General features: G+C 67.3%; 24 protein-coding genes and 1 pseudogene. 22 read left to right on the forward strand and 3 right to left on the reverse strand.

The genetic code is table 11. The features are described 5' to 3' along the window. The first annotated feature begins 2 nt into the window (after positions 1–2). The 18 genes and pseudogenes from IPG97_16995 (at position 3) to IPG97_17080 (ending at position 19,215) form a co-directional block, all read left to right on the forward strand. Positions 3–788 (forward strand): menaquinol-cytochrome c reductase cytochrome b subunit, encoded by a 786-nt coding sequence (locus IPG97_16995; GenBank protein MBK6858193.1) that lies wholly within the window; start codon positions 3–5, stop codon positions 786–788. 12 nt (positions 789–800) lie between these two features. Then, positions 801–1,661: a Rieske 2Fe-2S domain-containing protein gene (locus tag IPG97_17000; protein ID MBK6858194.1), complete on the forward strand. Its 861-nt coding sequence runs from the start codon at positions 801–803 to the stop codon at positions 1,659–1,661. After that, on the forward strand, positions 1,661–2,881 hold the full coding sequence (locus tag IPG97_17005; protein ID MBK6858195.1) for a c-type cytochrome: 1,221 nt from the start codon (positions 1,661–1,663) through the stop codon (positions 2,879–2,881). The genes IPG97_17000 and IPG97_17005 overlap by 1 nt, the downstream gene beginning before the upstream one ends. Beyond that, a complete protein-coding gene (locus IPG97_17010; GenBank protein MBK6858196.1) occupies positions 2,878–3,813 on the forward strand; it encodes a hypothetical protein in 936 nt (311 codons plus the stop codon). Before IPG97_17005 ends, IPG97_17010 begins: the two co-directional genes overlap by 4 nt. Before the next feature lie 3 nt (positions 3,814–3,816). Further along, complete coding sequence (gene ndhC / locus IPG97_17015) at positions 3,817–4,299, forward strand: NADH-quinone oxidoreductase subunit A (protein MBK6858197.1); 483 nt, start codon at positions 3,817–3,819, stop codon at positions 4,297–4,299. Further along, on the forward strand, positions 4,299–4,877 hold the full coding sequence (locus tag IPG97_17020; GenBank protein MBK6858198.1) for an NADH-quinone oxidoreductase subunit B: 579 nt from the start codon (positions 4,299–4,301) through the stop codon (positions 4,875–4,877). Before ndhC ends, IPG97_17020 begins: the two co-directional genes overlap by 1 nt. Position 4,878: 1 nt before the next feature. Continuing rightward, entirely contained in the window at positions 4,879–5,412 is a 534-nt protein-coding gene (locus IPG97_17025; protein MBK6858199.1) for an NADH-quinone oxidoreductase subunit C, read from the forward strand. Between the two features lie 25 nt (positions 5,413–5,437). Continuing rightward, positions 5,438–6,784: an NADH-quinone oxidoreductase subunit D gene (locus IPG97_17030; GenBank protein ID MBK6858200.1), complete on the forward strand. Its 1,347-nt coding sequence runs from the start codon at positions 5,438–5,440 to the stop codon at positions 6,782–6,784. A gap of 5 nt (positions 6,785–6,789) precedes the next feature. Further along, complete coding sequence (locus IPG97_17035) at positions 6,790–7,416, forward strand: NAD(P)H-dependent oxidoreductase subunit E (GenBank protein ID MBK6858201.1); 627 nt, start codon at positions 6,790–6,792, stop codon at positions 7,414–7,416. Next, the gene (gene nuoF, locus IPG97_17040; GenBank protein MBK6858202.1) at positions 7,410–8,786 is read left to right on the forward strand and encodes an NADH-quinone oxidoreductase subunit NuoF; all 1,377 of its coding nucleotides are present in this window, start codon (positions 7,410–7,412) and stop codon (positions 8,784–8,786) included. The genes IPG97_17035 and nuoF overlap by 7 nt, the downstream gene beginning before the upstream one ends. After that, complete coding sequence (nuoG, locus tag IPG97_17045; GenBank protein ID MBK6858203.1) at positions 8,779–11,274, forward strand: NADH-quinone oxidoreductase subunit NuoG; 2,496 nt, start codon at positions 8,779–8,781, stop codon at positions 11,272–11,274. Before nuoF ends, nuoG begins: the two co-directional genes overlap by 8 nt. Next, positions 11,274–12,473 (forward strand): NADH-quinone oxidoreductase subunit NuoH, encoded by a 1,200-nt coding sequence (gene nuoH, locus IPG97_17050; GenBank protein ID MBK6858204.1) that lies wholly within the window; start codon positions 11,274–11,276, stop codon positions 12,471–12,473. Before nuoG ends, nuoH begins: the two co-directional genes overlap by 1 nt. Further along, on the forward strand, positions 12,473–13,150 hold the full coding sequence (locus IPG97_17055; protein ID MBK6858205.1) for an NADH-quinone oxidoreductase subunit I: 678 nt from the start codon (positions 12,473–12,475) through the stop codon (positions 13,148–13,150). The genes nuoH and IPG97_17055 overlap by 1 nt, the downstream gene beginning before the upstream one ends. Beyond that, on the forward strand, positions 13,150–13,743 hold the full coding sequence (locus tag IPG97_17060) for an NADH-quinone oxidoreductase subunit J (GenBank protein MBK6858206.1): 594 nt from the start codon (positions 13,150–13,152) through the stop codon (positions 13,741–13,743). Before IPG97_17055 ends, IPG97_17060 begins: the two co-directional genes overlap by 1 nt. Beyond that, entirely contained in the window at positions 13,743–14,057 is a 315-nt protein-coding gene (gene nuoK, locus IPG97_17065; GenBank protein ID MBK6858207.1) for an NADH-quinone oxidoreductase subunit NuoK, read from the forward strand. The genes IPG97_17060 and nuoK overlap by 1 nt, the downstream gene beginning before the upstream one ends. A gap of 7 nt (positions 14,058–14,064) precedes the next feature. Continuing rightward, entirely contained in the window at positions 14,065–16,026 is a 1,962-nt protein-coding gene (nuoL, locus tag IPG97_17070) for an NADH-quinone oxidoreductase subunit L (protein ID MBK6858208.1), read from the forward strand. Beyond that, positions 16,026–17,683, forward strand: a pseudogene (locus tag IPG97_17075) (NADH-quinone oxidoreductase subunit M). Before nuoL ends, IPG97_17075 begins: the two are co-directional and overlap by 1 nt. Next, complete coding sequence (locus tag IPG97_17080; protein ID MBK6858209.1) at positions 17,683–19,215, forward strand: NADH-quinone oxidoreductase subunit N; 1,533 nt, start codon at positions 17,683–17,685, stop codon at positions 19,213–19,215. Before IPG97_17075 ends, IPG97_17080 begins: the two are co-directional and overlap by 1 nt. Before the next feature lie 287 nt (positions 19,216–19,502). On the opposite strand, the gene IPG97_17085 is transcribed toward IPG97_17080, so the two are convergent. After that, entirely contained in the window at positions 19,503–20,255 is a 753-nt protein-coding gene (locus tag IPG97_17085; GenBank protein ID MBK6858210.1) for a class I SAM-dependent methyltransferase, read from the reverse strand. A 160-nt stretch (positions 20,256–20,415) separates the two neighbouring features. On the opposite strand from IPG97_17085, the gene IPG97_17090 reads away from it, so the two are divergent. Further along, positions 20,416–20,661 (forward strand): AbrB/MazE/SpoVT family DNA-binding domain-containing protein, encoded by a 246-nt coding sequence (locus IPG97_17090; protein MBK6858211.1) that lies wholly within the window; start codon positions 20,416–20,418, stop codon positions 20,659–20,661. After that, on the forward strand, positions 20,652–21,065 hold the full coding sequence (locus IPG97_17095) for a PIN domain-containing protein (protein MBK6858212.1): 414 nt from the start codon (positions 20,652–20,654) through the stop codon (positions 21,063–21,065). Before IPG97_17090 ends, IPG97_17095 begins: the two co-directional genes overlap by 10 nt. Before the next feature lie 346 nt (positions 21,066–21,411). Here IPG97_17095 and IPG97_17100 read toward each other — a convergent pair whose 3' ends face one another. Both IPG97_17100 and IPG97_17105 read right to left on the reverse strand, forming a co-directional pair. Then, complete coding sequence (locus tag IPG97_17100; protein MBK6858213.1) at positions 21,412–21,969, reverse strand: type II toxin-antitoxin system RelE/ParE family toxin; 558 nt, start codon at positions 21,967–21,969, stop codon at positions 21,412–21,414. 15 nt (positions 21,970–21,984) lie between these two features. Beyond that, entirely contained in the window at positions 21,985–22,314 is a 330-nt protein-coding gene (locus IPG97_17105) for a type II toxin-antitoxin system prevent-host-death family antitoxin (GenBank protein ID MBK6858214.1), read from the reverse strand. Between the two features lie 202 nt (positions 22,315–22,516). Between IPG97_17105 and IPG97_17110 the strand changes: the two genes are divergently transcribed. Continuing rightward, entirely contained in the window at positions 22,517–23,926 is a 1,410-nt protein-coding gene (locus IPG97_17110) for a 1-acyl-sn-glycerol-3-phosphate acyltransferase (GenBank protein ID MBK6858215.1), read from the forward strand. Further along, the gene (locus IPG97_17115) at positions 23,923–24,729 is read left to right on the forward strand and encodes a hypothetical protein (protein MBK6858216.1); all 807 of its coding nucleotides are present in this window, start codon (positions 23,923–23,925) and stop codon (positions 24,727–24,729) included. Before IPG97_17110 ends, IPG97_17115 begins: the two co-directional genes overlap by 4 nt. The last annotated feature ends 1 nt before the right edge of the window (position 24,730 follow it).

Consider the following 24,730-nt stretch of genomic DNA (forward strand, 5'->3'; position numbering starts at 1 on the left):
TCATGACCGAGATCCCAGAACACCTACGCAAGCGGGCCGAAGAGGCCAAGGCCAAGGCAGCCGCCAAGGCCGCCGAGGTCAGCGCCGACGCTGCTCCGGCTCCAGCCGCCGCTCCTGCTTCTGACGCCGACAGCAAGATCCCCGCCCACCTGCTCGAACGAGCCAAGGCGGCGCGGGCCAAGGCTGCCGGTGGCGGCGAAGAAGCAGGCGCCGGTGGGGGCGCCGCGGTGGCCACAGCGGCAGCCGCGGCCGCTCCGGCCCAGACCGGTCCCCCGGTGGCGGCCGGTCCTGGTGGTCACACCCAGCGACTCCTGACCGTCGTCAAGTCCGGCTCCATCCAGGACGTGAAGGCCAGCCCACAAGACAAGGTCCACGTCTGGCCCCACCTGTTGTCCATCGAGTTCGTGGCCGCCCTGTTCTGCTTGGGCTTCCTTCTGATCTTCTCGATCTTCGTGAACGCCCCACTGTTGGAGCTGGCCGACTACAACAAGACGCCGAACCCGTCCAAGGCGCCGTGGTACTTCCTGGGTCTCCAGGAGATGCTCACCATGTTCCACCCGATGGTGGCCGGTGTGCTCCTGCCCGGCATCGGCATGGGGGGCCTCATGTTCGCCCCCTACATCGACCGCAACCCATCCCAGAAGCCCGAGGATCGCAAGTTCGCGATCTCGCTGTTCACGGTCTTCATGATGGCGTGCGCCACGCTCACCATCATCGGCTCGTTCTTCCGAGGGCCGGGTCAGTTGTTCATCTTCCCGTGGGCCACGGGCCTCTACTTCGAGCTGTAGGAGGAAGTAGACATGAACGTCCTCGTCATAGTCATCCCGGTGCTCCTGCTGGCTGCTGGCTTCGTGATCTTCACGTCGCTGCGCCGCCGGGAGGCTGGTTCGGCCGCCGGGTCGGGTCATCTCTCCCGGGAGACCCGCCAGCGCGACCGCAAGAGCCGCAAGCCCAACGCCCTCCAAGAGGGAACCACCGGACGTGAGGTGGAGCGGGCCTCGGTCCTGGCCCGCAAGGGTGGAGACCTGGTTCCCGTCACCGAGCCGGCGCCGCCGGCCCCGTTCGTGGCCCCCGACGCCGACGAGGTCGGTGTCAGCCGTCGCCAGTTCCTGAACCGGTCCATGATCGGCGGGTTCATCCTCGGCCTCAGCGGCTTCGGTGCCGCGGTCATCGCCTACCTGTGGCCCACCGGGGGCGGCGGTTTCGGCTCAAAGATCAGCGTCGGCAAGATCGTCGACATCGAGGCGGCAATCCAGGCCGGTGGTGGGTTCGCCTACTACCCCGAGGGTCGCATGTGGATCACCGCGTATCCGGCCAACGCCTTGGAGAAGGCCCGCGCCGTCTACAGCGCGGCTGAGCTGGCCGGTATGGAAGAGGGCGTCATCGCCCTGTACCAGAAGTGCGTGCACCTGGGCTGCCGCGTGCCGTCGTGTGCCACCTCCAAGTGGTTCGAGTGCGGTTGCCACGGCTCGTACTACAACGCCGCCGGTGAGAAGAAGGCCGGCCCGGCCCCTCGCGGTCTCGACCGCTTCGCCATGTCGGTGAGCGGCGGTTCTCTCACTGTGGACACGGGCGCCATCATCCAGGGCCCGCCCATCGGTACCAACACCACGGGCCAAGAAGCCGAAGGCCCCCACTGCGTCTCAGGTGGTTCCCACTGATGCTTCTAGCTGCCAGCACCCAGACCAACGTCGGGCTCGTCCTGCTCCTGTTGGCGTTCCTCATCGGTCTGGTCTACGCCTTCATCAACATCCGTCGAGCCCGACCCGAGGTCGGCTCGGAGATCGAGCTCGCCCCCAACCGTCGGGCTTACCTGTCCGACGAGGAGCTGGAGGGCCGCAAGCTCGATCGCACCTTGAGCCTCGGCCTCATGGGCCTGGTCATCATCGGGGTGGGTCTGCCGCTCTACTGGCTCCAGGAGCCGGGCCGCCAAGAGAACGCGATCGCCGACGCCAAGCGGAAGTTCGTGAACCGGGGGGCCAAGATGTACGCCACCACCGAAGAGGGCGGCTTCAACTGCGCCTTCTGCCACGGTGCCGAAGGTGTGGGTGCGGCAACGCCCTACACAATCACCGACGCCGACGGCCGCTTCGTGAAGGAAGTGGTGTGGAAGGGTCCGGCCCTCAACACCGTTCTCCTGCGCTTCGATCGCGATGAGGTCCGCTACATCCTCGAGTACGGCCGTCCCTTCTCTCCGATGCCGGCGTGGGGCGCCAAGGGTGGCGGTCCCCTCACCACCCAGAACCTCCAGAACCTCATCGACTACATGGAGACGTTCCAGATCACGCCGGCCGAAGCGCAGAAGGCGGCCGCCGAACAGCTCACCGAGATGATGACCCGCAAGGATCAGAGCTGCGTGGACGCCAAGACCGAGCAGGCCCGCATCGGGCTGTCGGCCGAAGACCTGGCCGCCTTCGATCCTTCGTCGGTGGACACAGCCAGCTGTCCCCCCATGTATGAGACCGAGGGAGAAGCCCTGTTCAACATGGGCTACGACGACGGTTTCGCCGGCGGGGCCTACTCCTGCGGCCGGTGCCACACCAAGGGTTGGTCCTACGGAGAGAAGGAAGCCGACGGGGCGGGCGCTTTCGGGCCGCCGCTCACCAACGTCAACCGCCAGTTCGAAGGTGGCTCGATGGGCACCACCCAGATGGTCAACTTCGTCTGTACCGGTACCGACCAGGGTGCCCGCTACGGCCGAACCGGCATGGGCACCGGTCGAATGCCGGGGTTCTGCATCGTGCCGGCCATCGAGGCCCACACCGATGCCATGGAAGTGAGCGTCACGCCAAGAGACGCCGGATCAGCCGAGGACGGGGGCATGTTCACCCAGGATCAGGTGCTGGCCATCGTCGAGTACGTACGGAGCCTTAGCCGATGAACTTCGAACTGCTCGCCGGACTGTCATGGACCCCCGGGTTCCGTGGCCTGCTCTCGGTCCTGGTCGGTGTGGTCGTGCTGTACGGCTCGGTCGCCCTCATCCTCGGAACCAACAGCGGTGCCCGTCTCGGCTTCCAACTGGCGCTGACCGGCTTGGCCGGATGGTTCTTCGTGATGGGCTTCATCTGGGCCATCTACGGGATCGGCTACCTCGGTCCGGCCGCTCACTGGAAGGTGGTCGACACCATCGAGGGACCACCGGGAGCACCCGATGGTGCTCGGTTGGGCCAAGGCCGGACCTTGCCCTTGCCCAGCGACCTCCCTAATCCGGTGGAACTGCGCAACGCCGACGAGGACCTGCTGGCCGAGTTCCCCGTGGATGCCAAGGACCCGCTGCTCGGCGACCTGGCCGGTGCCTCCGAAGAGATCCGAGACCAGATCAACGACCAGCTCAACGGTGGTTGGAAGATCCTCGAGACCTCGAACAAGTTCACCGGTGAAACCCAGACCGCGGCCTCGGAGTACCTGGTCGAGCACGGAATGTTCGAGAGTGCCTCTGACTTCTCCTTCCTGACCGGCTACCTGACGGGTGGCGAGACCCCCCGCACCGATGACTCCACGCTCGGCCGGGCGGTGTACGAGGTGGTCAACACGGCCAAGCTCGGCCGCCACGATCCCTTCTACGCCGCAGTGCAGCTCCAGGCCGTGATCCCCCAGGAGACCAAGCCCGGCCAGGCCCCGCCCCGGCCCGTCATCGATGAGGATGCCCCGGTGATCACCGTGGTCCTGCACCGCGACCGCGGCGCCCAGCGTCAGCCCAGCATCGGCTTCACCATCGCTTCGGGCCTGGTGTTCGTGGTCTTGGCCAACAGCCTTCACCGTCGCGACAAGCTGGTCGACAAGCAGCGGGCCGCTCCCACCGGGGGAGCCTGATCCATGGGCCAGTACCTGCCGGTGCTGGTGATGCTGGTGCTGGGCGCCGGCTTCGCCGGGGCCAGCCTCGTCATGTCCAAGCTGGTCAGCCCCAAGCGGCCCTCGGCGGCCAAGGCCGCGCCCTACGAGTGCGGAATCGTGCCAGGCCAGCAACCGCCCGAACGGTTCCCGGTTCGCTTCTACCTGGTGGCCATGATCTTCATCGTCTTCGACATCGAAATCATCTTCTTGTATCCCTACGCCGTGATCCATCGCGAGCTGGGCCTGTTCGGCCTGGTCGAGATGATCGTGTTCGCCATCGCGGTGTTCGCCTCGTTCATCTACCTGATCGCCAACGGCGCCCTGGATTGGGGTCCGGTGCAGTCGGTCCGCCGACTCGCCAGCACCGGCATGGTCAACGCGGCCCGTACCGCCACCACCACCGTTCGCCGGGTAGGCACCGAAGGCCGTGAGGCACCCGCCTCTGACCACGGGGCGGCGGCCTGATGGGCCTCGACTTCAGCAACGGGCTCGAAACCCTCGACCACAACGTCATCACCGCCAAGGTGGAAGACGTCGTCAAGTGGGCGCGGACGCGGAGCATGTGGCCGGCCACCTTCGGCTTGGCTTGTTGCGCCATCGAGATGATGGGTGCGGGCGGCTCGCACTACGACCTGGCCCGTTTCGGCATGGAGGTGTTCCGCGCCTCGCCCCGCCAAGCAGACCTGATGATCGTGGCCGGCCGGGTGAGCCAGAAGATGGCACCAGTGCTACGTCAGATCTACGACCAGATGATGGAACCCAAGTGGGTCATCTCGATGGGCGTGTGCGCCAGCTCGGGCGGCATGTTCAACAACTACGCCATCGTGCAGGGCGTCGACCAGATCGTGCCGGTCGACGTGTACGCCCCCGGGTGCCCGCCCGGGCCCGAGACCCTGATCCACGCCATCGGCACGCTTCACGAGAAGATCTCCGACGGGGACATCTTCCGCCGCCGCACCGAGACCGGTGCCGGCGCGGGGATCACCGTCAGCCAGCTCGACGGCCAGGGCGCCCCTCAGCTCATCACGCTGGGTAGGTCCTGACATGTCCGAGCCCAGCGCTGACAACGGCGCGGCCGAGGCGGTCCCGGCCGAGCCCGAACCCGAGATGCTCCACGGAGTGCCGATAGGCCGCGCCTTCGGTCAGTGGACGCTTCACCCCACCGGCTCGCAGTTGGTGGGCTTGGTGCGCACCATGCGAGACGACGGCTGGCTCCAGTGCGTCGACGTCACCGCGGTGGACTACCTGGCCCACCCGCCCCGTCAGCTTCCCGCCGGTGTGCAGTCCGAGCGCTTCGAGCTCGTCGTCACCTTGATCTCCCACCGGAACCGTGACCGGGTCCGCCTGCGGGTCCAGGTGCCAGAGGCAGACCCCGTGGTCCCGTCCCTGTTCGAGCTTCACCCCGGAACCGAAGCCATGGAGCGAGAGGTGTTCGACATGTTCGGCATCTCCTTCACCGGCCACCCCGACCTGACCCGCATCCTCATGCCCGAGGATTGGCAGGGCCATCCCCTTCGCAAGGATTACGCCCTCGGGCGCATCCCCGTTCAGTTCAAGGACGCTCCCGCCCCGCGGTGAGCACCCCTGTCCGCACAGAGATCCGATGACCGTCACCGATCCCACCGCCGCCGCCGCTGGTAATGCTGATCCTGCCCTCACCGACGAGGGAGCCCAGGAGATGGATCCCCGCGCCCTGGCTGGCGGGGTAGAGGTCCTCCGAGAGGTCGGCTCGGTGCTGCGCATGTCCGAGGCTGAAGCCGAGAACTACACCAGCGGGCCCGACGAGGCCGAGACCACCATCATCAACATGGGGCCCCAGCACCCCAGCACCCACGGTGTTCTGCGGCTCATGTTGGAGCTCGACGGCGAGACCGTCCTGCGCACCAAGCCGGTGATCGGCTACCTGCACACCGGCATGGAGAAGACGGCCGAGCAACTCACCTACCTCCAGGGCGGCACCAACGTCACCCGCATGGACTACGCCTCGCCGATCTTCAACGAGCTGGTCTTCTGCCTGGCCGCCGAGCAGCTCCTGGGCGTCGAGCTACCGCCGCGGGCCACCTGGATCCGCATGTTGATGTGTGAGCTGAATCGGCTCACGTCGCACTTCTTGTTCCTGGCCACCAACGGCATGGACCTCGGGTCCTCGTCGATGATGATCTACGGCTGGCGCGAGCGGGAGGAAGGCCTGCGGATCCTGGAGTCCATCACCGGTCTGCGGATGAACCACAACTTCATCCGGGTGGGGGGCACCGCTGCGGATCTTCCCGACGGGTGGCAGGAACGGCTGACTTCCTACCTGGACAAGATCCCCCAGCGCCTCGAGGACTACGAGGTCCTCATGACCAACCAGCCGATCTGGCGCGAGCGCCTCCAGGGCGTGGGCACCATCAGCACCGAGGAGGCGTTGGCCCTCGGCGCCACCGGTCCCATCCTGCGCTCCACCGGCTACGCCTGGGACCTGCGCCGCTCCATGCCCTACCTGGCCTACGACGAGGTCGACTTCGACGTGGTGGTGGGCACCTACGGCGACTCCTTCGACCGCTACGCCATCCGCCTCAACGAGGTGCGCGAGTCCATGCGCATCCTGCGCCAGTGCATCGAGCGCATGCCCGAAGGCGACTACCGGGTCCAGGACAAGAAGGTCACGCCGCCGCCGCGGGCCCGCATCGACGAGTCGATGGAAGCCCTGATCCACCACTTCAAGCTCTTCACCGAGGGGTTCAAGGTGCCCGAGGGCGAGGCCTACGTGGCCGTCGAGTCCCCCCGGGGCGAGTTGGGCTGCTACCTGGTGTCGGATGGTTCGGCCACCCCGTATCGCATGCACATCCGGGGGCCGAGCTTCGTGAACCTCCAGACCCTGCCCCACCTGATGCATGGCGGCCTCATCGCCGACGCCGTCGCCATCATCTCGAGCGTCGACCCCATCATGGGCGAAGTGGACCGGTAACGAAGATGGCCCGATTCAACGAGCAGAACCTCGCCACCGCACTGGAGATCGTGTCGCGGTACCCGGTGGCCAAGTCGGCCACGATCCCGCTGCTGCACCTGGCCCAGGAGCAGGACGGCCACGTCACCGACGACGCCATGGAGCACATCGCCGAACTGGTGGGCACCACGCCCGCCCAGGTCCTCGGCACGTGCTCCTTCTATGAGATGTTCAAGCGGGAACCCGTCGGGACCTACCTCGTGAACATTTGCACGAACATCTCCTGCCAGATCATGGGCGGCGAGGAACTGCTGCACCACGCCGAGCACTCCCTGGGCATCAAGGCCGGAAGCACCACCTCCGACGGCATGTTCACCATCGAAGACGTCGAGTGCATCGCGGCGTGCACCGAGGCACCCTGCCTCCAGGTGAACTACCGCTACTTCCACAAGATCACCACCACCGAGTTCGACGATCTGATCACCGACCTCCGGGCCGGGAAGCGCAAGGACGAGATCCCGCCCCACGGCACCCTCGCCCGCACCCGCCAGCACATCCCCGCCGATCGCGGCGCCGGCCCAGCAGATCCGACCGGAGTTCCCGAGCCGACGTGGCTGGCTCGCAACGCCACCGGAGAGGAGCAGGGATCGTGACGGTGACCAACGCCCCCAAGATCGTCACCAGCCGCTTGGACGACCCCGAGGGCCACACCCTCGAGCGCTACCTCGCCACCGGCGGGTACCAGGGCCTGCGCGACGCACTCGCCAAGAAGCCCAACGACGTGATCGAAGAGGTCAAGAGCGCCTCCCTTCTCGGGCGTGGTGGCGCCGGGTTCCCGGCCGGGGTCAAGTGGGGCTTCTGCCCTCCCGGCGTGTTCCCCCGCTACCTGGTGGTCAACGGCGACGAGTCCGAGCCCGGCACCTACAAGGACCGGCTCCTCATGGAGCGCGATCCCCACCAGCTCATCGAGGGCGTCCTGATCGCCTGCTACGCCGTGGGCTGCTCGCAGGCGTTCCTCTACGTCCGGGGCGAGATGGCGCTGGCCCAGGAGCGGATCGCCCAGGCTCTGAACGATGCCTACGCCGCCGGCTACGTCGGCAAGAACATCTGCGGCACCGACTTCTCCGTCGACGTGGTGCTGCACTGGGGCGCCGGCGCCTACATCGTGGGCGAGGAGACGGCCCTCATCGAGAGCCTCGAAGGCAACCGGGGCATGCCCCGGCTCAAGCCTCCGTTCTTCCCGGCGGCCAAGGGCCTGTACCTCCAGCCCACCATCGTCAACAACGTGGAGACGCTGTCCAACCTGCCGTGGATCATGCGCAACGGAGGTGCCGGTTTTGCCGCCCTCGGCGCCGAGAACTCCAAGGGCACCCGGATCTTCGCCGTGTCGGGCCACGTCAACCAGCCCGGCGTGTACGAGGTCGAGTTCGGGGTCACCACCTTCCGGGACCTGCTCTACGCCCCCGAGTACGGCGGCGGCATCCGCGACGGCAAGCAGCTCAAGGCATTCATCCCCGGCGGAGCGTCGGCCCCGTGGCTGTACCCCGAACACCTCGACGTCCCGCTCGAAGCGGCCACGGTCGGCAAGCTCGGCACCATGTTGGGCTCGGGTGCGGTGGTCGTCTTCGACGAGGACACCGACATGGTCAAGGCCTGTCTCCGCCTGGTCCGGTTCTTCGCGCGGGAGTCCTGCGGCAAGTGCACCCCGTGCCGGGAGGGCACGAGCTGGCTGGAGAAGATCCTCCAGCGCATCCTCGACGGCCACGGCCGTCCCGAGGATCTGAACCTGCTGCTCGACGTGTGCGACAACATCTCGGTGGGCATGGCCTGGCCCCCCACCCAGACCACGATCTGCCCGCTCGGGCAGTCGGCCACGTCGCCGATCGCGTCGGCGGTCATGCGCTTCAAGGACGAGTTCGAGGCCTACCTCGGCGGACCGGTCGAACTCGAGGTCGAGATCAAGGGTGCCGCTTTCGTCGGCCCCTTCGAGGCGGCAACCACGGAGGTGAGCACCGGTGTCTGACACCACTGCGGAGACCGCGGTCTCCATCACCATCGACGGCCGCCAGATAGAGGCCCGCCCCGGCGAGCTGGTCATCGACGCCGCCGAGCGCACCGGCACCTACATCCCCCGGTTCTGCTACCACCACCGCATGGACCCGGTCGGCATGTGCCGGATGTGCCTGGTCGACATCGACTCGGGCCGAGGCCCGGCCCTCCAGCCGTCGTGCATGGTGTCCGTCACCCCGGACATGACCGTCGAGACCGAGACCCCCCGGGTGAAGAAGGCCCAGGACGGGATCCTCGAGTTCCTGCTCATCAACCACCCGCTCGACTGCCCGGTCTGCGACAAGGGCGGCGAGTGCCCCCTCCAGGACCACGCCATGAGCTACGGCCCGGGCGAGAGCCGGTTCGTGGAGGAGAAGCGGCACTACGAGAAGCCGATCTCCATCTCCGACAACGTCTACCTCGACCGTGAGCGCTGCATCCTCTGCGACCGCTGCACCCGCTTCGCCAAGGAGGTGGCCGGCGACACGCTGATCCACTTCCAGGACCGCGGCAACGGCACCCAGGTCAACACCTTCCCCGACCATCCCTTCGCCTCCTACTTCTCGGGCAACACCGTGCAGATCTGCCCGGTGGGTGCCCTCACCGCCAAGCCGTACCGCTTCAAGGCCCGCCCCTGGGACCTCGACGTGGCCGAGTCCACCTGTACCGGTTGTTCGGTTGGGTGCCGTATCGCCGTCGACGCCTCGCGGGACCGGGTCCTGCGGTTCATGGGCGTGGACTCCGAGCCGGTCAACTGGAGCTGGCTGTGCGACAAGGGCCGTTTCGGCTTCGAGGCCCTGGGCTCCGAAGATCGCCTGACCGCACCGTTGATGAAGGTCGACGGCCAAGAAGGTCACCGCGAGGTCCGTTGGACTGAAGCTCTCGGTGCCGCGGCCAAAGCCCTGCGATCGGGTCTCGACACCCGTGGTGCCGAAGGCGTGGCCGTCATCGGCGGAAGCCGGCTCACCAACGAGGCCGCCTACGCCTGGACCAAGCTGGCCAAGGGCGTCATCGGAACCGACTCTGTCGATGCCCAGCTCGGAGACGGGCTCCCGGCCGAGGTGATCGCTGGGCTGCCCCGGGCCACCATCGAAGATGCCTGCACCCCCGGGGGAACGGTGCTGGTCATCGGCTCGGACCTGAAGGACGAGCTGCCGGTGCTGTTCTTGCGGGTCCGTGACGCCGTCACCCGCCGCAGGACCACGCTTGTCGAACTGGCTCCCCGTCAGACCTCGCTCCAGGACCTCGCCGCCCACTCCATCCGTCACACCCCGGGAGCGGTGCACGAGAAGGTGGCCGAGATCCTGGCCGCCGCCACCGACGGCGATGGCGATCTGGCCGCGGCCGGCCGGGCCTTGGCTGCCGGGCCGCTCACCGTCATCTTGGGTCGGGGTTCAGTAGCCGAATCCGAAGACGCCACCGTGGCTGCGGCCAGCGCCTTGCTGTCCGCGTTCCCCGACGTCCGCTTCCTCAGCGCGGTGCGGCGAGGCAACGTCCACGGTGCCATGGACGCCGGGATGGCACCGGGCATGCTCCCGGGCCAGGTGTCGCTGGCCGAAGGGGCTGATTGGTTCAGGGAGGCTTGGGGTCGTGTGCCCGAAGCCACCGGGCTCGACACCGCCGGCATCCTCGAGGCCGCTGCGTCCGGGCGGATCGACACCCTGATCATGTTGGGTGCGGACCCCCTGGGTGACTTCCCCGACGCCATGCTGGCCCGCCGAGGCCTGGCCGGGGCTCGCACCGTCATCGCCGTGGACACCTTCGCCAACGACACCACCGCCGTGGCCGATGTGGTTCTGCCCGCCGCCGCCTTCACCGAGGTCGACGGCACCACCACCAACCTCGAGGGTCGCCTCACGGTGCTGAACCAGAAGGTGACCCCGCCGGGTTCGGCCCGACCGGACTGGATGATCGCCGCCGAGCTGACCCACCTGTTGGGTGGCGACCTCGGCTTCACCTCGGTAGATGAGATCTTCGCCGAGGTCCAACAACTCAGCACCGCTCATGCCGGCATCACCCTGGCCGAGCTGGCCTCCGAGGCCGATGGCGTACTGGTCGGCCGCCCGGATCGGGCCCGGTCCCAGCGTCGGCCTGCCATGGTCCAGTTCCTGGGTGCCGATCACGAAGCCCCGTCCCTCGACGCCTACTCGCTGCGCCTGGTCACCCGGCGCAAGCTGTTCGATCGGGGAACCCAGATCGGACATGCCCCGGCGCTGGCGGGCCTGGCCGGCGGTTCGACCTTGTCGGTCAACCCCGATGATCTGACCCGTATCGGGATTTCGGATGGAACTCGGGTCAAGGTCACCTCATCGAGAGGTTCGCTGGTGGCCCCAGCCACCTTCGACGCCACCGTTCCCGCCGGCACGGTGGTCCTGCACTGGAACCTGGGCGACCCGTCACCGCGGGGGCTGATAGACGCCACCGCCGCGGTTACCGAGGTTCGCGTGGAGACCACGTCATGATGCTGGCCAACGACCCGCTCCTGGCCGGAGATGTCGACCTTGCCGTGGTCGTCATCGTCCTGGTCAAGGCCGCCATCACTCTCGGGGTGGTGCTGCTCGCCACCATGTTGATGATCTGGTTCGAACGCAAGGCCATCTCCGGTCTCCAGAACCGCATCGGTCCCAACCGGGCCGGCCCCTTCGGCATCCTCCAGACCTTGGCCGACGGGCTCAAGGTCATCCTCAAGGAGGACCTGGTTCCGGATCGTTCCGACCGGATCGTCTTCCGGCTGGCCCCAGTGCTCACCATGGTCCCGGCCTTCATCACCTTCGGGCTGATCCCGTTGGGTGGAGATTTCCGAGACGGCAACGGCGGCGTCATCGAGATCTTCGGTCACAAGACGCTGATGCAGCTCGCCAACCCCGGCGCTGGCGTGCTGGTGATCTTGGCCATGTCCTCCATCGCCGTCTACGGCGTGATGTTGGCGGGCTGGTCGTCGGGATCCAAGTACCCGCTGTTGGGTTCGGTGCGGGCCAGTGCCCAGATGGTGTCCTACGAAGCCGCCCTCGGCTTGGCTGTCCTGGCCGTGGTCCTCACCGCCGGCACCCTCACCACCAACGGCATCGTCTCGTCCCAGGAACCTTTTGGTTGGAACCTGTGGGTCACCGGCCTGGTCCCGTTCGTGGTGTTCTGCCTGGCCGCCACCGCTGAGCTCAACCGTCCGCCCTTCGATCTGGTCGAGGCCGAGCAGGAGCTGGTCGGCTCGTTCCAGACCGAGTACTCGGGCTTCCGGTTCGCCATCTTCTACCTGGCCGAGTTCCTCAACGCCGTCACCATGGGTGCCATCATCGTCACCTTGTTCCTGGGCGGTCCGACCGGCCCGGTGCCCATCGGACCCGGCTGGGTCTGGGGTGTGGTGTGGTTCGTGCTCAAGTTGGTGGCCGTGTTGTACGTGTTCGTGTGGACACGGGCCTCGGTGCCTCGGGTCCGCTACGACCAGCTCATGGATCTGGGCTGGAAGGCGCTGATCCCGCTGTCGTTGGGGTGGTTGTTGTTGTTGGTGGCCATCAGGGTCGGCGACGACGCCGGCTGGAACCCCGCCATCGTGGTCGCACTCGGGGCACTGGCCCTGCTCTTGGCCTACGCCATGTTGTCGCTGGCCTTCGCCGCTTCTCGCCGCAACCGTGAACTGGACGTGCTGGAAGGGGTGATCGACTGATGGGTTACCTCGGAGGTTTCCTGGTCACGCTCAAGCAGCGTGGCCGCAAGAACCGCAACACCCTCGAGTACGCCAAGGACGAGGGTGGCAAGCGGGAGAAGCCGGTGCGCCTGCATGGCCGCCACGTCCTCAACCGCTACGAGGACGGCATGGAGAAGTGCATCGGCTGTGAGCTGTGCGCTGGCGTGTGCCCGGCCAAGTGCATCTACGTGCGCGGCGCCGACAACTCCCCGACGGCCCCGGTGTCCCCCGGCGAGCGATACGGCTTCGTTTATGAGATCAACTACCTGCGTTGCATCCACTGCGACCTATGCGTAGAGGCGTGCCCCACCGAGGCCATCACCGAGTCCAAGCTGTTCGAGTTCTCCTTCACCAACCGGGCCGACGCCATCTACACCAAGGCCGAACTGGTGGTGGACGACCAGGGTCTACCCCAGCAACTGCCGTGGGAAGACTGGTCCGACATAGACAAGGTCGCCGGCAACTCCTCCGCGTGGGTACGAGCTACCGCTCCTGGCGGTGACCGCGATTTCGTGGGCCGGGTCGGCTGGAGCGGTGAGCTCGGCTTCGGGGTCAAGGCCCCCGAGCAGGGCCAGACCGCCCCGGCTCCCACGCCGGCGCGCGGTGGTGGCCACGACCCCCACGACTCTCACGGTTCTCACGGAGGTCACCACTGATGATGGAAACCGCCGTCTTCATCGCCGGGGCCATCATCTGTCTCCTCGGCGCCATCGGTGTCATCACCTCCGAGAACCCGGTGCACTCCGCCCTCAGCCTGGTGGGAACGCTCATCGGCGTGGCGGTGCTGTTCATCGCCCAGGACGCAGAGTTCCTGGCCGCGGTGCAGGTCATCGTCTACGCCGGCGCCATCGTCGTGTTGTTCTTGTTCGTGATCATGCTGATCGGCGTGGACAGCTCCGAGGACATCACCGTCGAGCCCCTGTCTGGTCAGCGCCTGGCTGCCACCATCGGCGGGCTGATCCTGGCCGTCGGCCTGATCGGTGTGGTGTCCATCGGGGCCGTCACCGGCGATCCCGCCTCGTCGGACCCGGTGTCGGGGGCGGAGCCCAACACCGAGGCCATCGCCCGGGTTCTGTTCACCGACCACCTGCTGGCCTTCGAGATCACCTCGGTCCTGCTGGTGATAGCGGTGGTGGGTGCGGTGGCTCTGGCCCGGCACCGTCACGCCGCCCTCGTCGATGACGACAACCCTGGCGACGAGATCCCGGCCGCGTTGGCCAGCGACGTATCACCCGGTGAGGTGGCCTGATGATCACCGCCGCCCTTGGGGCCATGCCCTACATGGTGCTCAGCGCCATCTTGTTCAGTGCCGGTGTGGTGGGCCTGCTCACCCGACGCAACCCGCTGGTCATGTTCATGTGCCTGGAGCTCATGCTCAACGCCGTCAACCTCTCGTTCGTGGCCCTGGCCCGAGAGATGGACGACCTGCGTGGTCAGGTTGCCGTGTTCTTCGTGCTGGTGGTGGCCGCGGCCGAGGTCGTGGTCGGCCTGGGCATCATCGTTTCGATCTTCCGCCGTCGCCAGGGCGCCACGGCCGACGACCTCTCGCTGATGAAGGGCTGAGGGCGCCATGTCCGACCTGATCTGGCTAATCCCTGCGCTGCCGCTAGCCGGCTTCGCCCTGCTCGTGTTCGCCGGTCGCCGCATCGGCGAACCTGGGGCCGGGTGGATCGCCACCGCCGCGGTGGGCGGTTCGTTCCTGGCCACCGTCGCCGTGTTCGCCTCACTTCTCGGCAAGGGCCACGAGGAGCGCGTCTTCCACCAGACGCTGTTCGAGTGGCTCCCTGTCGGCGGGTTGACGGTGAACATGGGATTCCTGGCCGACCCGTTGTCGATCACCATGTGCTTGTTCGTCACCGGCATCGCCACCCTCATCCACCTGTACGCGATCGGCTACATGCACGGAGACGAGCGGTTCACCAAGTTCTTCGTCTACCTGAACCTGTTCGTGTTCTCGATGCTCATGTTGGTTCTGGGCGACAACCTGCTGGTCACGTTCTTGGGCTGGGAAGGAGTGGGGGCGTGCTCGTACTTCCTCATCTCGTTCTGGCACGAGAGCGAAGCCAACGCCTCGGCGGGCAAGAAAGCCTTCGTCACCAACCGCATCGGCGACTTCGGCTTCATCGTGGCGATGCTGTTCACCTTCCAGGCCCTCGGAACCCTCGACTACGCCGGGATCGTCTCGGCCGCTCCCAGCCTGGCCACCACCACCGCCACCGCCATCGCCGTGGCCCTGTTCGTGGGGGCGTGCGGCAAGTCGGCTCAGCTTCCCTTGTTCGTGTGGTTGCCCGACGCCATGGCCGGCCCCACCCCGGTGTCGGCCCTGATCCACGCCGCCACCATGGTCACCGCCGGCGTCTACGTGATGACCCGCATGAACCCGCTGATCCTCGAGGCCGCCTCGTGGGTACCCACCATGGTCGCCGCCGTCGGTGCCGCCACTGCGCTGTTCGCGGCCACCGTTGCCATCGCTCAGCGAGACATCAAGAAGGTGCTGGCCTTCTCCACGGTCAGCCAGCTCGGCTACATGTTCTTGGCCGTCGGGTCGGGGGCCTATGTGGCCGCCATCTTCCACATGGTCACCCACGCCTTCTTCAAGGCGCTGTTGTTCCTCGGTTCGGGCTCGGTGATCCACGGGATGCACGGCGAACAGGACATGCGTCGCATGGGGGCGTTGCGCAAGGCCATGCCGGTCACCGCCGTCACGTTCATCATCGGCTGGTTGGCCATCGCCGGGGTTCCGCCCTTCGCCGGTTTCTGGTCCAAGGACGAGATCTTGTTGTTCGCCTGGGAGAAGAGCCCGGTGCTGTGGGCGGTCGGCTTCGTCACCGCGGTGCTCACCGCCTTCTACATGAGCCGCCAGGTGTTCATGGTGTTCTTCGGTGAGGCCCGCTGGGATCGGCCCCTGGCCGAGGCGGTACCGGAGCTGGCCGCTGAACGTGAAGCCGAAGGCATCCACGAAGGTCACGGTGCCGGGCCGGTCGGGGTCATCCATCCCCATGAGTCCCCGTGGTTGATGACCTTGCCGCTGGTGGTTCTGGCCGTGCTGTCGATCTTCGGCGGCGTCCTCAACCTGCCGATGCTGGACTCCACCAAGTTCTTGGAGCACTGGCTCGAGCCGGTCATCCACTTCGGTGAAGCCCACCCCGATGCCAGCACCATCGAGAAGGTGGCGCTGGCCGGTGTGGCCACCACCAGCCTGCTCGGCCTGCTGGCCGCGGTGCTCGTCTATCTCAAGGGCAAGGGGGCGTTGGCTCCCAAGATCGAACTGCCCGCCATGCTCAAGGGCTGGTACTACGACTCCTCGATCAGCGCCTTCATGGGCGGACCGGGGCGCAAGGCGTTCCAGGCCACCGCAGACTTCGACAAAGCCGTCATCGACGGAGCGGTCAACGGGGTCGGCACGCTGGTGGCCGAAGGGTCCAGTCGGGCCCGGGTCCTCCAGACCGGTTACGTCCGCACCTACGCCCTCGGCCTCACCTTCGGAATGGTGATCGTGGTCGGGCTCCTGCTCTCCAAGGCGGTCTTCTAGTGCTCGCCCCCGTCCTGGCTGCCTCTGGCGCCAGCCACGCTCCCGAGATCCCGCTGCTCAGCGCCGTCGTTCTCACGCCGGTGCTGGGGGCGGTGATCACCGCCCTGGTGTCTCGTCGCCGCCCAGAGCTGGCCAAGCAGACCGCAGTGCTGTTCGCGGTGTTCACCGCAGCGCTGACCGTGGCGGTGGCCGTGGTGTTCGACTCGGCTGAGGCCGGGTTCCAGCTGGTCGACCGCACCCAGTGGATCAAAGATCCCGACATCGCCTGGGCCCTGGGCGTCGATGGCATCTCGTTGTGGCTGGTGGTGCTGACCGGCATCTTGTTCCCGATCGCCATGCTGGGGGCTCCTCCCCACCACGACGGCAAGCCGTTCTACGCCTGGCTGTTGGTGCTCGAAGCCGGCTGTCTGGGGCGTTCTTGGCCCTGGACCTGTTCCTGTTCTTCGTGATGTTCGAGATCGTGCTCGTCCCCATGTACTTCCTGATCAGCGGATGGGGTTACGACGACCGGCGCTACGCCGCCACCAAGTTCTTCCTGTACACCATGTTCGGCTCGGCGTTCATGCTGGTGGGCATCCTGGCCACCGCCTTCTTGCACGCCGATGGCGGCCCGGTCACCTTCGACCTGGTGGCCCTGGCCGAAGACCAGGGAGTTATCGCCCTCACCACCGGGCGCTGGCTGTTCTTGTCCTTCGCCATCGCCTTCGCGGTGAAGGTGCCGCTCTTCCCCGTGCACACCTGGCTGCCCGACGCCCACACCCAGGCCCCCACCGCCGGGTCGGTGATCCTCGCCGGCGTCATGTTGAAGCTGGGTACCTACGGGTTCTTGCGCTTCGGTCTCTACCTCTTCCCCGAGGCCGCGGTGTGGGCCGCTCCGGGTCTGGTCACGCTCGGCGTGATCGGCATCGTCTACGGCGCCATCTGCGCCACCATGCAGAAGGACCTCAAGCGGGTGGTGGCCTACTCGTCGGTGGCCCACCTGGGCTTCATCGCCCTGGGCACCTTCTCCATCACCACCCAGGGCCTCCAGGGCTCGGTGCTCCAGATGGTCAACCACGGCATCTCCACCGGGGCGCTGTTCCTCTTGGTCGGGATGATCTACGAACGGCGCCACACCCGTGAGATCGCCAAGCTCCGGGGTCTTCAGAAGCCGGCTCCGATCCTGGCCGCGGTGTTCACGGTGGTCATGCTTTCCAGCATCGGCCTGCCCGGCCTCAACGGTTTCGTAGGCGAGTTCCTGATCCTCATGGGGTCGTTCCTCACCTTCCGGTGGTGGACGGTGGTGGCCGTATCCGGCGTCATCTTGGCTGCCCTCTACCTGTTGTGGGCCTACCAGCGGGTCTTCCACGGCGAACCCGACGAGGAGAACGCGTCGATCCCCGACCTGCGCTTCTCCGAGGGTTTGGTCATGGCTCCCCTGATCGCCCTGATCGTGATCATGGGCGTCTACCCCAAGCCGTTCATCGAGCGCATCGAGCCGGCTGTCGACAAGCTGGTTCGCCACGTCGAGGACAACTCCGACTACGTCGAGCCGGCAGTGGCCACCAAGGGAGATGAGATCGTCCCCGCTTCGGAGCGCCGCGGTGAGGAAGGTGGCAGTGGCGAACACGCCGAGGCCGGAGAAACCGTCTCGAGCGGTCACGAGGGAGGCGAGTGATGCTGGCCCAGGTCACCAAGCTCGACACCCCGGCTGTCGAGTACTCAGTTCTGCTTCCCATCCTGATCATGTTGGGCGGTGCCGTCCTATTGATGGTCATCGGCGCCCTGGTTCCCCGCCGGGCCCGGACGTGGTGGCACAGCGCCTTCACCGTGGCTACCGCTCTGGCTTCGGCTGCGGCGTGGAGGCCGTTGTGGTTCCGGGCCCGAGACGACGGTGCCATGCGCATCGTGGCCGATGCCTTCCGGGTCGACGGGCTCACCGTCTTCCTCGGCATCGTCATTTGCGCCGGGGTGGCGCTGACCGCCCTGTTGGCCCACGGCTACCTGCGTCGGGAGAAGCTGGAGGGTCCCGAGCCCTACGTGCTGCTCATGTTGTCGGCGGCCGGCGGCCAGTTCATGCTGGGAGCCAACGACCTGCTGGTGCTGTTCATCGCCCTGGAGATCCTCTCCATCGCCGTGTACGTCTTGGCCGGCATCCACGTCCGCCGGGCCCGTTCCGGCGAGGCCGCCTTCAAGTACCTGATCTTGGGAGCCATGGCCTCGGCGGTGATGTTGTACGGGATCGCCCTGGTCTACGGCGCCACCGGCTCCACCAACCTCACCGAGGTCCAGGCCTTCCTGGCCACCAACCTGCTCACCAACAACCTGTTCCTGCTGGCCGGCATGGCGATGATCCTGGTCGGTCTCGGGTTCAAGGTTGGTGCCGCCCCGTTCCACGCCTGGGCCCCCGACGTGTATGAGGGGTCTCCGAGCCCCGTGGTGGCCTACATGGCCTCGGGTGTGAAGGTGGCCGGCTTCGCAGCCCTGGTCCGAGTGTTCGTGGTGGCCTTCGGTTCCTACCGGGCCGACTGGCAGCCGGTGGTCTACGTGGTGGCGGTGGCCACCTTGCTGGTGGGATCGATCCTGTCGGTGCAACAGACCAACGTGAAGCGTCTTCTCGCCTACTCGTCGATCAGCCACGCCGGGTTCATGTTGTTGGCCATCCAGGCTGGCACCGCCAAGGGCGTGCAGGCCCTGGCCTTCTACCTGGCCACCTACACCTTTACCGTGGCTGGTTCCTTCGGCGTGGCCACGGTGGTCGGCCGCCGCGGAGACAACGCCCACGACCTCTCCCACTACCGGGGCCTGGGCAAGCGGGCTCCGTTGTTGGCCTTCGCCTTCTTGGTGTTCCTGCTGGCCCAGGCCGGCGTGCCCTTCACCTCGGGGTTCCTGGCCAAGTTCTACGTGATCGGATCCGCCGTCGATGCCCGGTCGTTCTGGCTGGCGTTGGTCGCCATGTTGTCGTCGGTGATCTCGGCCTACGCCTACCTCAAGGTCGTCCTGGCCATGTACGGCGAGGAACCCGAAGAGGGTGCAGCCACGTACAAGGTGCCCGCCGGTGCCCGGATCGCCCTGGTGCTGGCCGTCACCGCCACCATCGGCTTCGGCTTGGCTCCGGCCCCGCTCACCGACGCGGCCCGCACCGCCGTCACCTCGCTGGTGGACCCGCCGCCGGTCGCCGAAGAGCTGCCCTTCACCATCGGAGGCTGAGGTCTCCGACCCTCGGCGGTCGTGCTCCCGTAGCTCGGCCCAGGCCCCTCAACTCGCCCGACGCTAAATGGGGGCCAGGACCGTCGGGCCGAACTAGTGCTGCAACAGACAACGTTTGCGCTGTTGCGAGCTTGCGAGCCACTGAGCAAACGCCGTCGAGCCCCCGCAACGAAGTGAGGACCAGGCTCGACGGAACCAGGAATCGTCCGCCGAAGGCGGCCCACGAGAACCGGGCAGCGTTCAGCGCAGGTGAGTCCCTACCCCAGCAATGGTTGCCGGTCACGACACTAGCTGGCTGGGCGGGTGGCTCTGACCAGGTAGTGGGCGTAGGGGGTGAGGGTGTGGTCGATCCGGTCGGCTCGTTCCACGGTCAGGCCGGCATCGGTGACCAGGGCGGCCATCTCGGCAGGGGGGCGGCACCAGATGGGGTCGGGGCCCGCCACGATGCGGTCATGTATCCGGTTCCAGTGGAACTTCCAGGCCGGGCCGGAGTCGAGGTCCTTGATCACCAGGGTGCCGCCGGGGCGGAGCCGGTCGGTGACCGAGCGGATCACCTCGGCGTGGTCGCGGGCCGCGAAGTGGTGCATGGCGTCACAGATCAACACCACGTCGTATCGGTCCTCGGGATCTTCCGGGCCCGCGCCTCCGGAGTCGTGGCTTCCGCCATCGCTCCCAGTCCCGGTTTCGCGGAGTGTGGCGTTCGCGACCTGTGGCGCGGCGCGGCCGAGGCGGGTGGCGTCGCCCATCGACAGTCCAACCCGGGGACTGAGGTGACGGGTGCGGGCTATCAGCTCCACCTTGGCGGGATCGAGGTCGAGGCCATCGAAGTGCAGGCCCGGCTCCAGTTCGGCCAGGTAGCGCTCCAACATGCACAGCCCGCTCCCCAACGACAGCACCCGGCCCGATCGGCCCCGGAACTCTTCGGCGATCGGCCCGAGCGGTGCCACCACGTACCGGGCGGCAACGAAGGCCCTGGTCCCCGCCGATGCTCCTCGATAGGTGGAGAAGGCCCGCCGCGCCGCGGCCAGGTCGATGCTCACCGTCGATCCACCCGGCCGATCATGGTCGACGACGGGATCGCCCTGTCGGCGACCCAAGCCGACATCGGCCGAGTGGGGGAGGTGAGATCAGACAAGACCGCAAACCCTACCGGCCCCACGCCGTTGCTCTTCTGTCCTCACCGCAGTATTCTTTACATCTGTGGCTGATGTAAAGAACCGGCGACGGGGCACATCTCAGGTCAGTTCGAAGCACCAGGTCACCATCCCGGTCGAAGCGCTGCGGGCCTCGGGCATCGAGGCGGGAGATCGGTTGGTCGCTCGTGCCGACGGTCCCGGTCGGGTCGTGTTCGAGCGGGAGATCGACGTCGTGGGCCAGTTCTCCGGTGCTCTGACCGGCGTCTACGAGCCAGACGAACTTGCTCACCTACGTGACGAATGGGACTGACGGTCCTCGATTCCGGTGTGTTGATCGGCTTCCTCGATTCCAATGATGCCCACCACCCTGCATCTCTCGAGGTGTTCACCGACGCCCATGCCGGCAACGACCGTTTGGTCCTTCCGGCCTCAGCTCTGGCCGAGATCCTCGTAGGGCCATCTCGCCGAGGAACGGCCGCGGTTGGTGCCGTGCGTGAGCTCCTGGATCGTCTGCCCATCGAGGTGGAGCCGGTTGGTTCGGAGATCGCCATTGCCGCTGCGGCTCTCCGGGCCCGTCACCGATCAGTGAAACTCCCCGATGCCCTGGTGATCGCCACCGCCGCTCACCTCGACGCAGATCTACTCGTCACCACCGACCGGGGGTGGCCCACCCGAGCCAAGCTCGGGTTACGGGGTGTGGTCCGCGCAATCTGATCCATCCCAGATCGTGAATGCGGCAGCGTGGGTCACCGATGACTCCCAGGCCATGAATCGTTGCCGGCTAGGCATCATCGAGACTGTGGGGCGACCTCGGTCCAGCGGGCCCACGATTCGGGCAGGGACACATCCCGGGGCCCCCAGTCCACGCTGACTCGGGAGCCAGCGGCGATGTCGTGGAGGGCCCGGCGTCGCTTGCCCAGCACGGCCGGGATCAAGCCCGGTGGCCACGGCCGAGCTCGAAGGCCTTGGACAAGACTCGCTCGACCTCGTCGGCCGGCGGCAGGTGCCCGGTGGAGAAAACGGCGGGGTCAGGGTCGGAGCTGAGCATCACGCCCCGCTTCTATCCGCCGGTGAGGAAGGTCTCCCACCGCTCCATGGCTGCTTCGGCGGTCAGTGCGGCGATCTCCTCCTCGCCCATTCCGAGTTTCGTCCTCAGGCGTCGTGCCAGCCATTCCGGGACTGGTTCGACGCGAGCGGGCTGAGTGCTCGCCGACACCGTTCCGGCGGCGCGCCCCAAGAGGGAGATAACCTCGGCCAGCGCGGTCGTGTGGGCGCTTGGGCCAGCCTCATCCAGTCGTGACTGCATCTCCTGGTAAACCTCGTCGTCGGCCCGGGCCCCGACAGCCCATATCTCGGCGATGTCGATCACCGTGCTGCCCGCCTCGTCTGTGGTGACACGCCACACGATTCGCCAGGCTCGGTTGCCAACGGTGAGCTTCCGCCAGCCGATGAGGCCGCCGAGGAGCGGCTTGCCGGCCAGCGGGTTCCGTTCTAGGAGAATCATCTTCTTCAGAGAAAGGCGGACAAGTTGAGGGTCTGCCGCCATGAGCCGCTTCAGGTCATCGATGGCAGGGTCGGTGAGACGGACGTAGGCCTTCGGTCCCGCTGGCTCGGTCATGTGATGGACCCGGTGTCAGAGGCGTCCGGCAGCCAGGTCTGCGGCGAGTTCCGATTCGAGGGTGGCCCGGTCGAACCCCAACGAGGCGATGGCCTCGTCGAGGCTCGTGCGCCCTCCGGAATCTGCGAAGGACCTGCTCAGAACCAGCGCGGCACTTCGCAGGTCTCGCTCCAGTTCTTCGAGCTCGGCGAGTCGGGACACGCCGATGACGGCGGCGACGGGCGAACCTCGCCGCGACACGATCACATCCTGACCGCTGGAAGCCTCACGAACCAGTGCGGCTACTCCCCGCTGCGAAGCCTCGGTCACCGAGACGGTGTTGTCTGGAGCTATCGACCGACCCATGCGTCGAATCTACACAGATATCTGCACACGTGCTCGTGGGTCAGGCGGACGTTCCCGAGTCTGGCAAGCAAACCTCGGGATTGGCGGTCTCGATGATTATCGGAGGACCCCGCCCTCTCTACCGGCGGGGTTACGCTCCGGCCACCGCCTTCTGGCCCGACAAGCCCGACGGTGACCGCTTCGCCCGCCAGAGGAGGTGTCGGTGGCGAACCCGCCTCATCCCGCACGCCGTCCCCTGCTGCGAGACCGCATCATCACCGCCATCGCCCGCATGTTGACGTGGGCCTTCTTCCGCACGGTGGAGACCGAGGGGCCCGAGCCGCCATCTGGTCCGGTGATCCTGGCCGCCAGCCACCTCTACGGGTTCGTAGACCCGGTGGTGTTGGTGGCCGAGCTCGGTCACCTGCCCCGTTACCTGGCCAAGGCCACCCTGTGGAAGACGGCGGCGGCGCGGCCGCTGCTCGACTTCGCCCGGGTCATCCCGGTGCACCGCCAAGCCGACGGCTCCACCGAGTCCAACTCCGCCATGTTCGCCGACGCGGTCGGCGCTCTGCGGGGCGGCTCGATGGTGGCGGTGTTCCCCGAGGGCACCACCCATGACGAGCCTTCCATCCGACCGTTGCGCACCGGCGTGGCTCGCATCGCCCTCCAAGCTGCGGGCGAAGGGGTGCAGGGTGTGAGGATCGTGCCGGTCGGTGTCACCTACGAGGACAAGGTGGCGGTGCGGGGCCGGGCCCTGGTCAGCTACGGCAAGCCGATCTTGGTGGAGGCCGATGCCGCGCTGTTGGGAGCCGACGGCGCCCCCGACCACGCCAGGGTCCAGGAGCTGACGGCTCGCCTCCAGGCCGACATCGAGTCGCTGACCCCCCACTTCGACACCACCGAAGAGTCCCTGGCCCTCTCGGCGGCGGCCACCGTCTCGTTGCGCGACGACGACGAGGAGAACCTGGTGGTGCCACTGGCGGCGGTGTCGGGCCGGGCTCGACGTCTGGCCCAGGCCCCGGCGTCGCGTCGGGCTGAACTGGTGGCCCTGGTGGCCCGCTACCGCATGTTGTTGGGGTTCGTGGCCGTCGACGACGAGGACGTCGTTCACGGGGTGACCCTGGCCGGGTTGGCTCGGCGCATCGCGGTGCTGGCTGCGGTGGTGGTGGTCCTGTCTCCGCTGGCTCTGGCCGGCCTGTTCGCCAACCTGATCCCGGCGCTGTTGGTGCTGGCCGCCGGTCTGGTTCCCCGGGCCCCGGTTTCCAAGGGCACGGTCCGGGTGTTGGTGGCGGCCCTGACCTTTCCCGCCATGTGGCTGTACCTGGCCCTGCGAGATGCCGGGTCGGGTTGGGTGCCGGATCTGATCCGCAGCGTGACCGCCCCGGTGGAGGCGGTGGTGGGACCCAACCCCGCCGACCGGGCCGGGGCGTTGGCCAACGTGGTGGTGCTGGTGGCGGCCCCGGTGTTCGGGGTGATCGCGCTGGTGATCGTGGAGCGGGCGCGGGCGCTGGTCACCAGCATCGTGCGGTGGCGGACCTTGCTCGACCGTCGAGGTCAGATGGACGAGGTCAGTGAACGCCGCAGTGAGGTGGTGGCCCTCACCCGTGAACTGCTGGAAGGTCCGAGGTGACGTCGACCCACGTGGCCCAAGCCGACTGCGAGCGCTGCCGTCCGGGCCTGGTGGCCCAACCGGTCAACACGGTGTCCAGCCTGGCCTTCGTGGTCGCTGGGGTGGCGATGGTGGCCCGGGCTTCGCGCTCGAACCGGCCGAGACGCTCGGCGCGATCCACGCGGCGGTCCGGGGCCGGTACGCCCCGCCCGACCGGACCGGTTCCGGTGACCTCACGCGATGGTGCTGTTGCTGGTGCTGTCGATGCTGGTGCTGGCCGGGGCGCTGCCGGCCGCTGGCTGGGCGGTCCGCTCGAGCCGTGGCGGGCCGAGTCGACGGTTGGTTGGGCTGCGGTGGCCGCCGGCCTGGGCAGCGTCGCCTACCACGGCCCGGGAACGGCCGCCGGCCGGTACCTGCACGATGCCAGCCTCATCTCGCTGTTGACGTCGGTGGTGTTGGCCGACGCGGCGCGGGTGTCGGGCCGGTCTGCACCGGCGGTGACCCTGGCGTTGGTGCCGCTGGCTGGGATCGTGGGCGGCTTGCCTCGTTGGTCGATGCCCACCCAGGTGGTGGCCGGTGTAGCGGTGGCCACCGCTGAAGCGTTGCGGGCCGGGTCGGCGCCCACCTCGAGGGTTGGTCGCTGGCGAAGGCGAGCCGAGGCAGCCGTGGCCGGAGCTGGAGCCTTGGGCCACGTCCTAGGCCGTTCCGACGGCCCGCTGTGTCGCCCCGACAGCAGAGTGCAGGCCCACGCCCTGTGGCATGCAGCCATGGCCACAACCCTCTCGTTGAGAGCCTTCGATACCCGCCCCGCCCAACCCTGCTAGA

The organism is Microthrixaceae bacterium, assembly GCA_016702505.1.
Lineage (GTDB): Bacteria > Actinomycetota > Acidimicrobiia > Acidimicrobiales > Iamiaceae > Aquihabitans.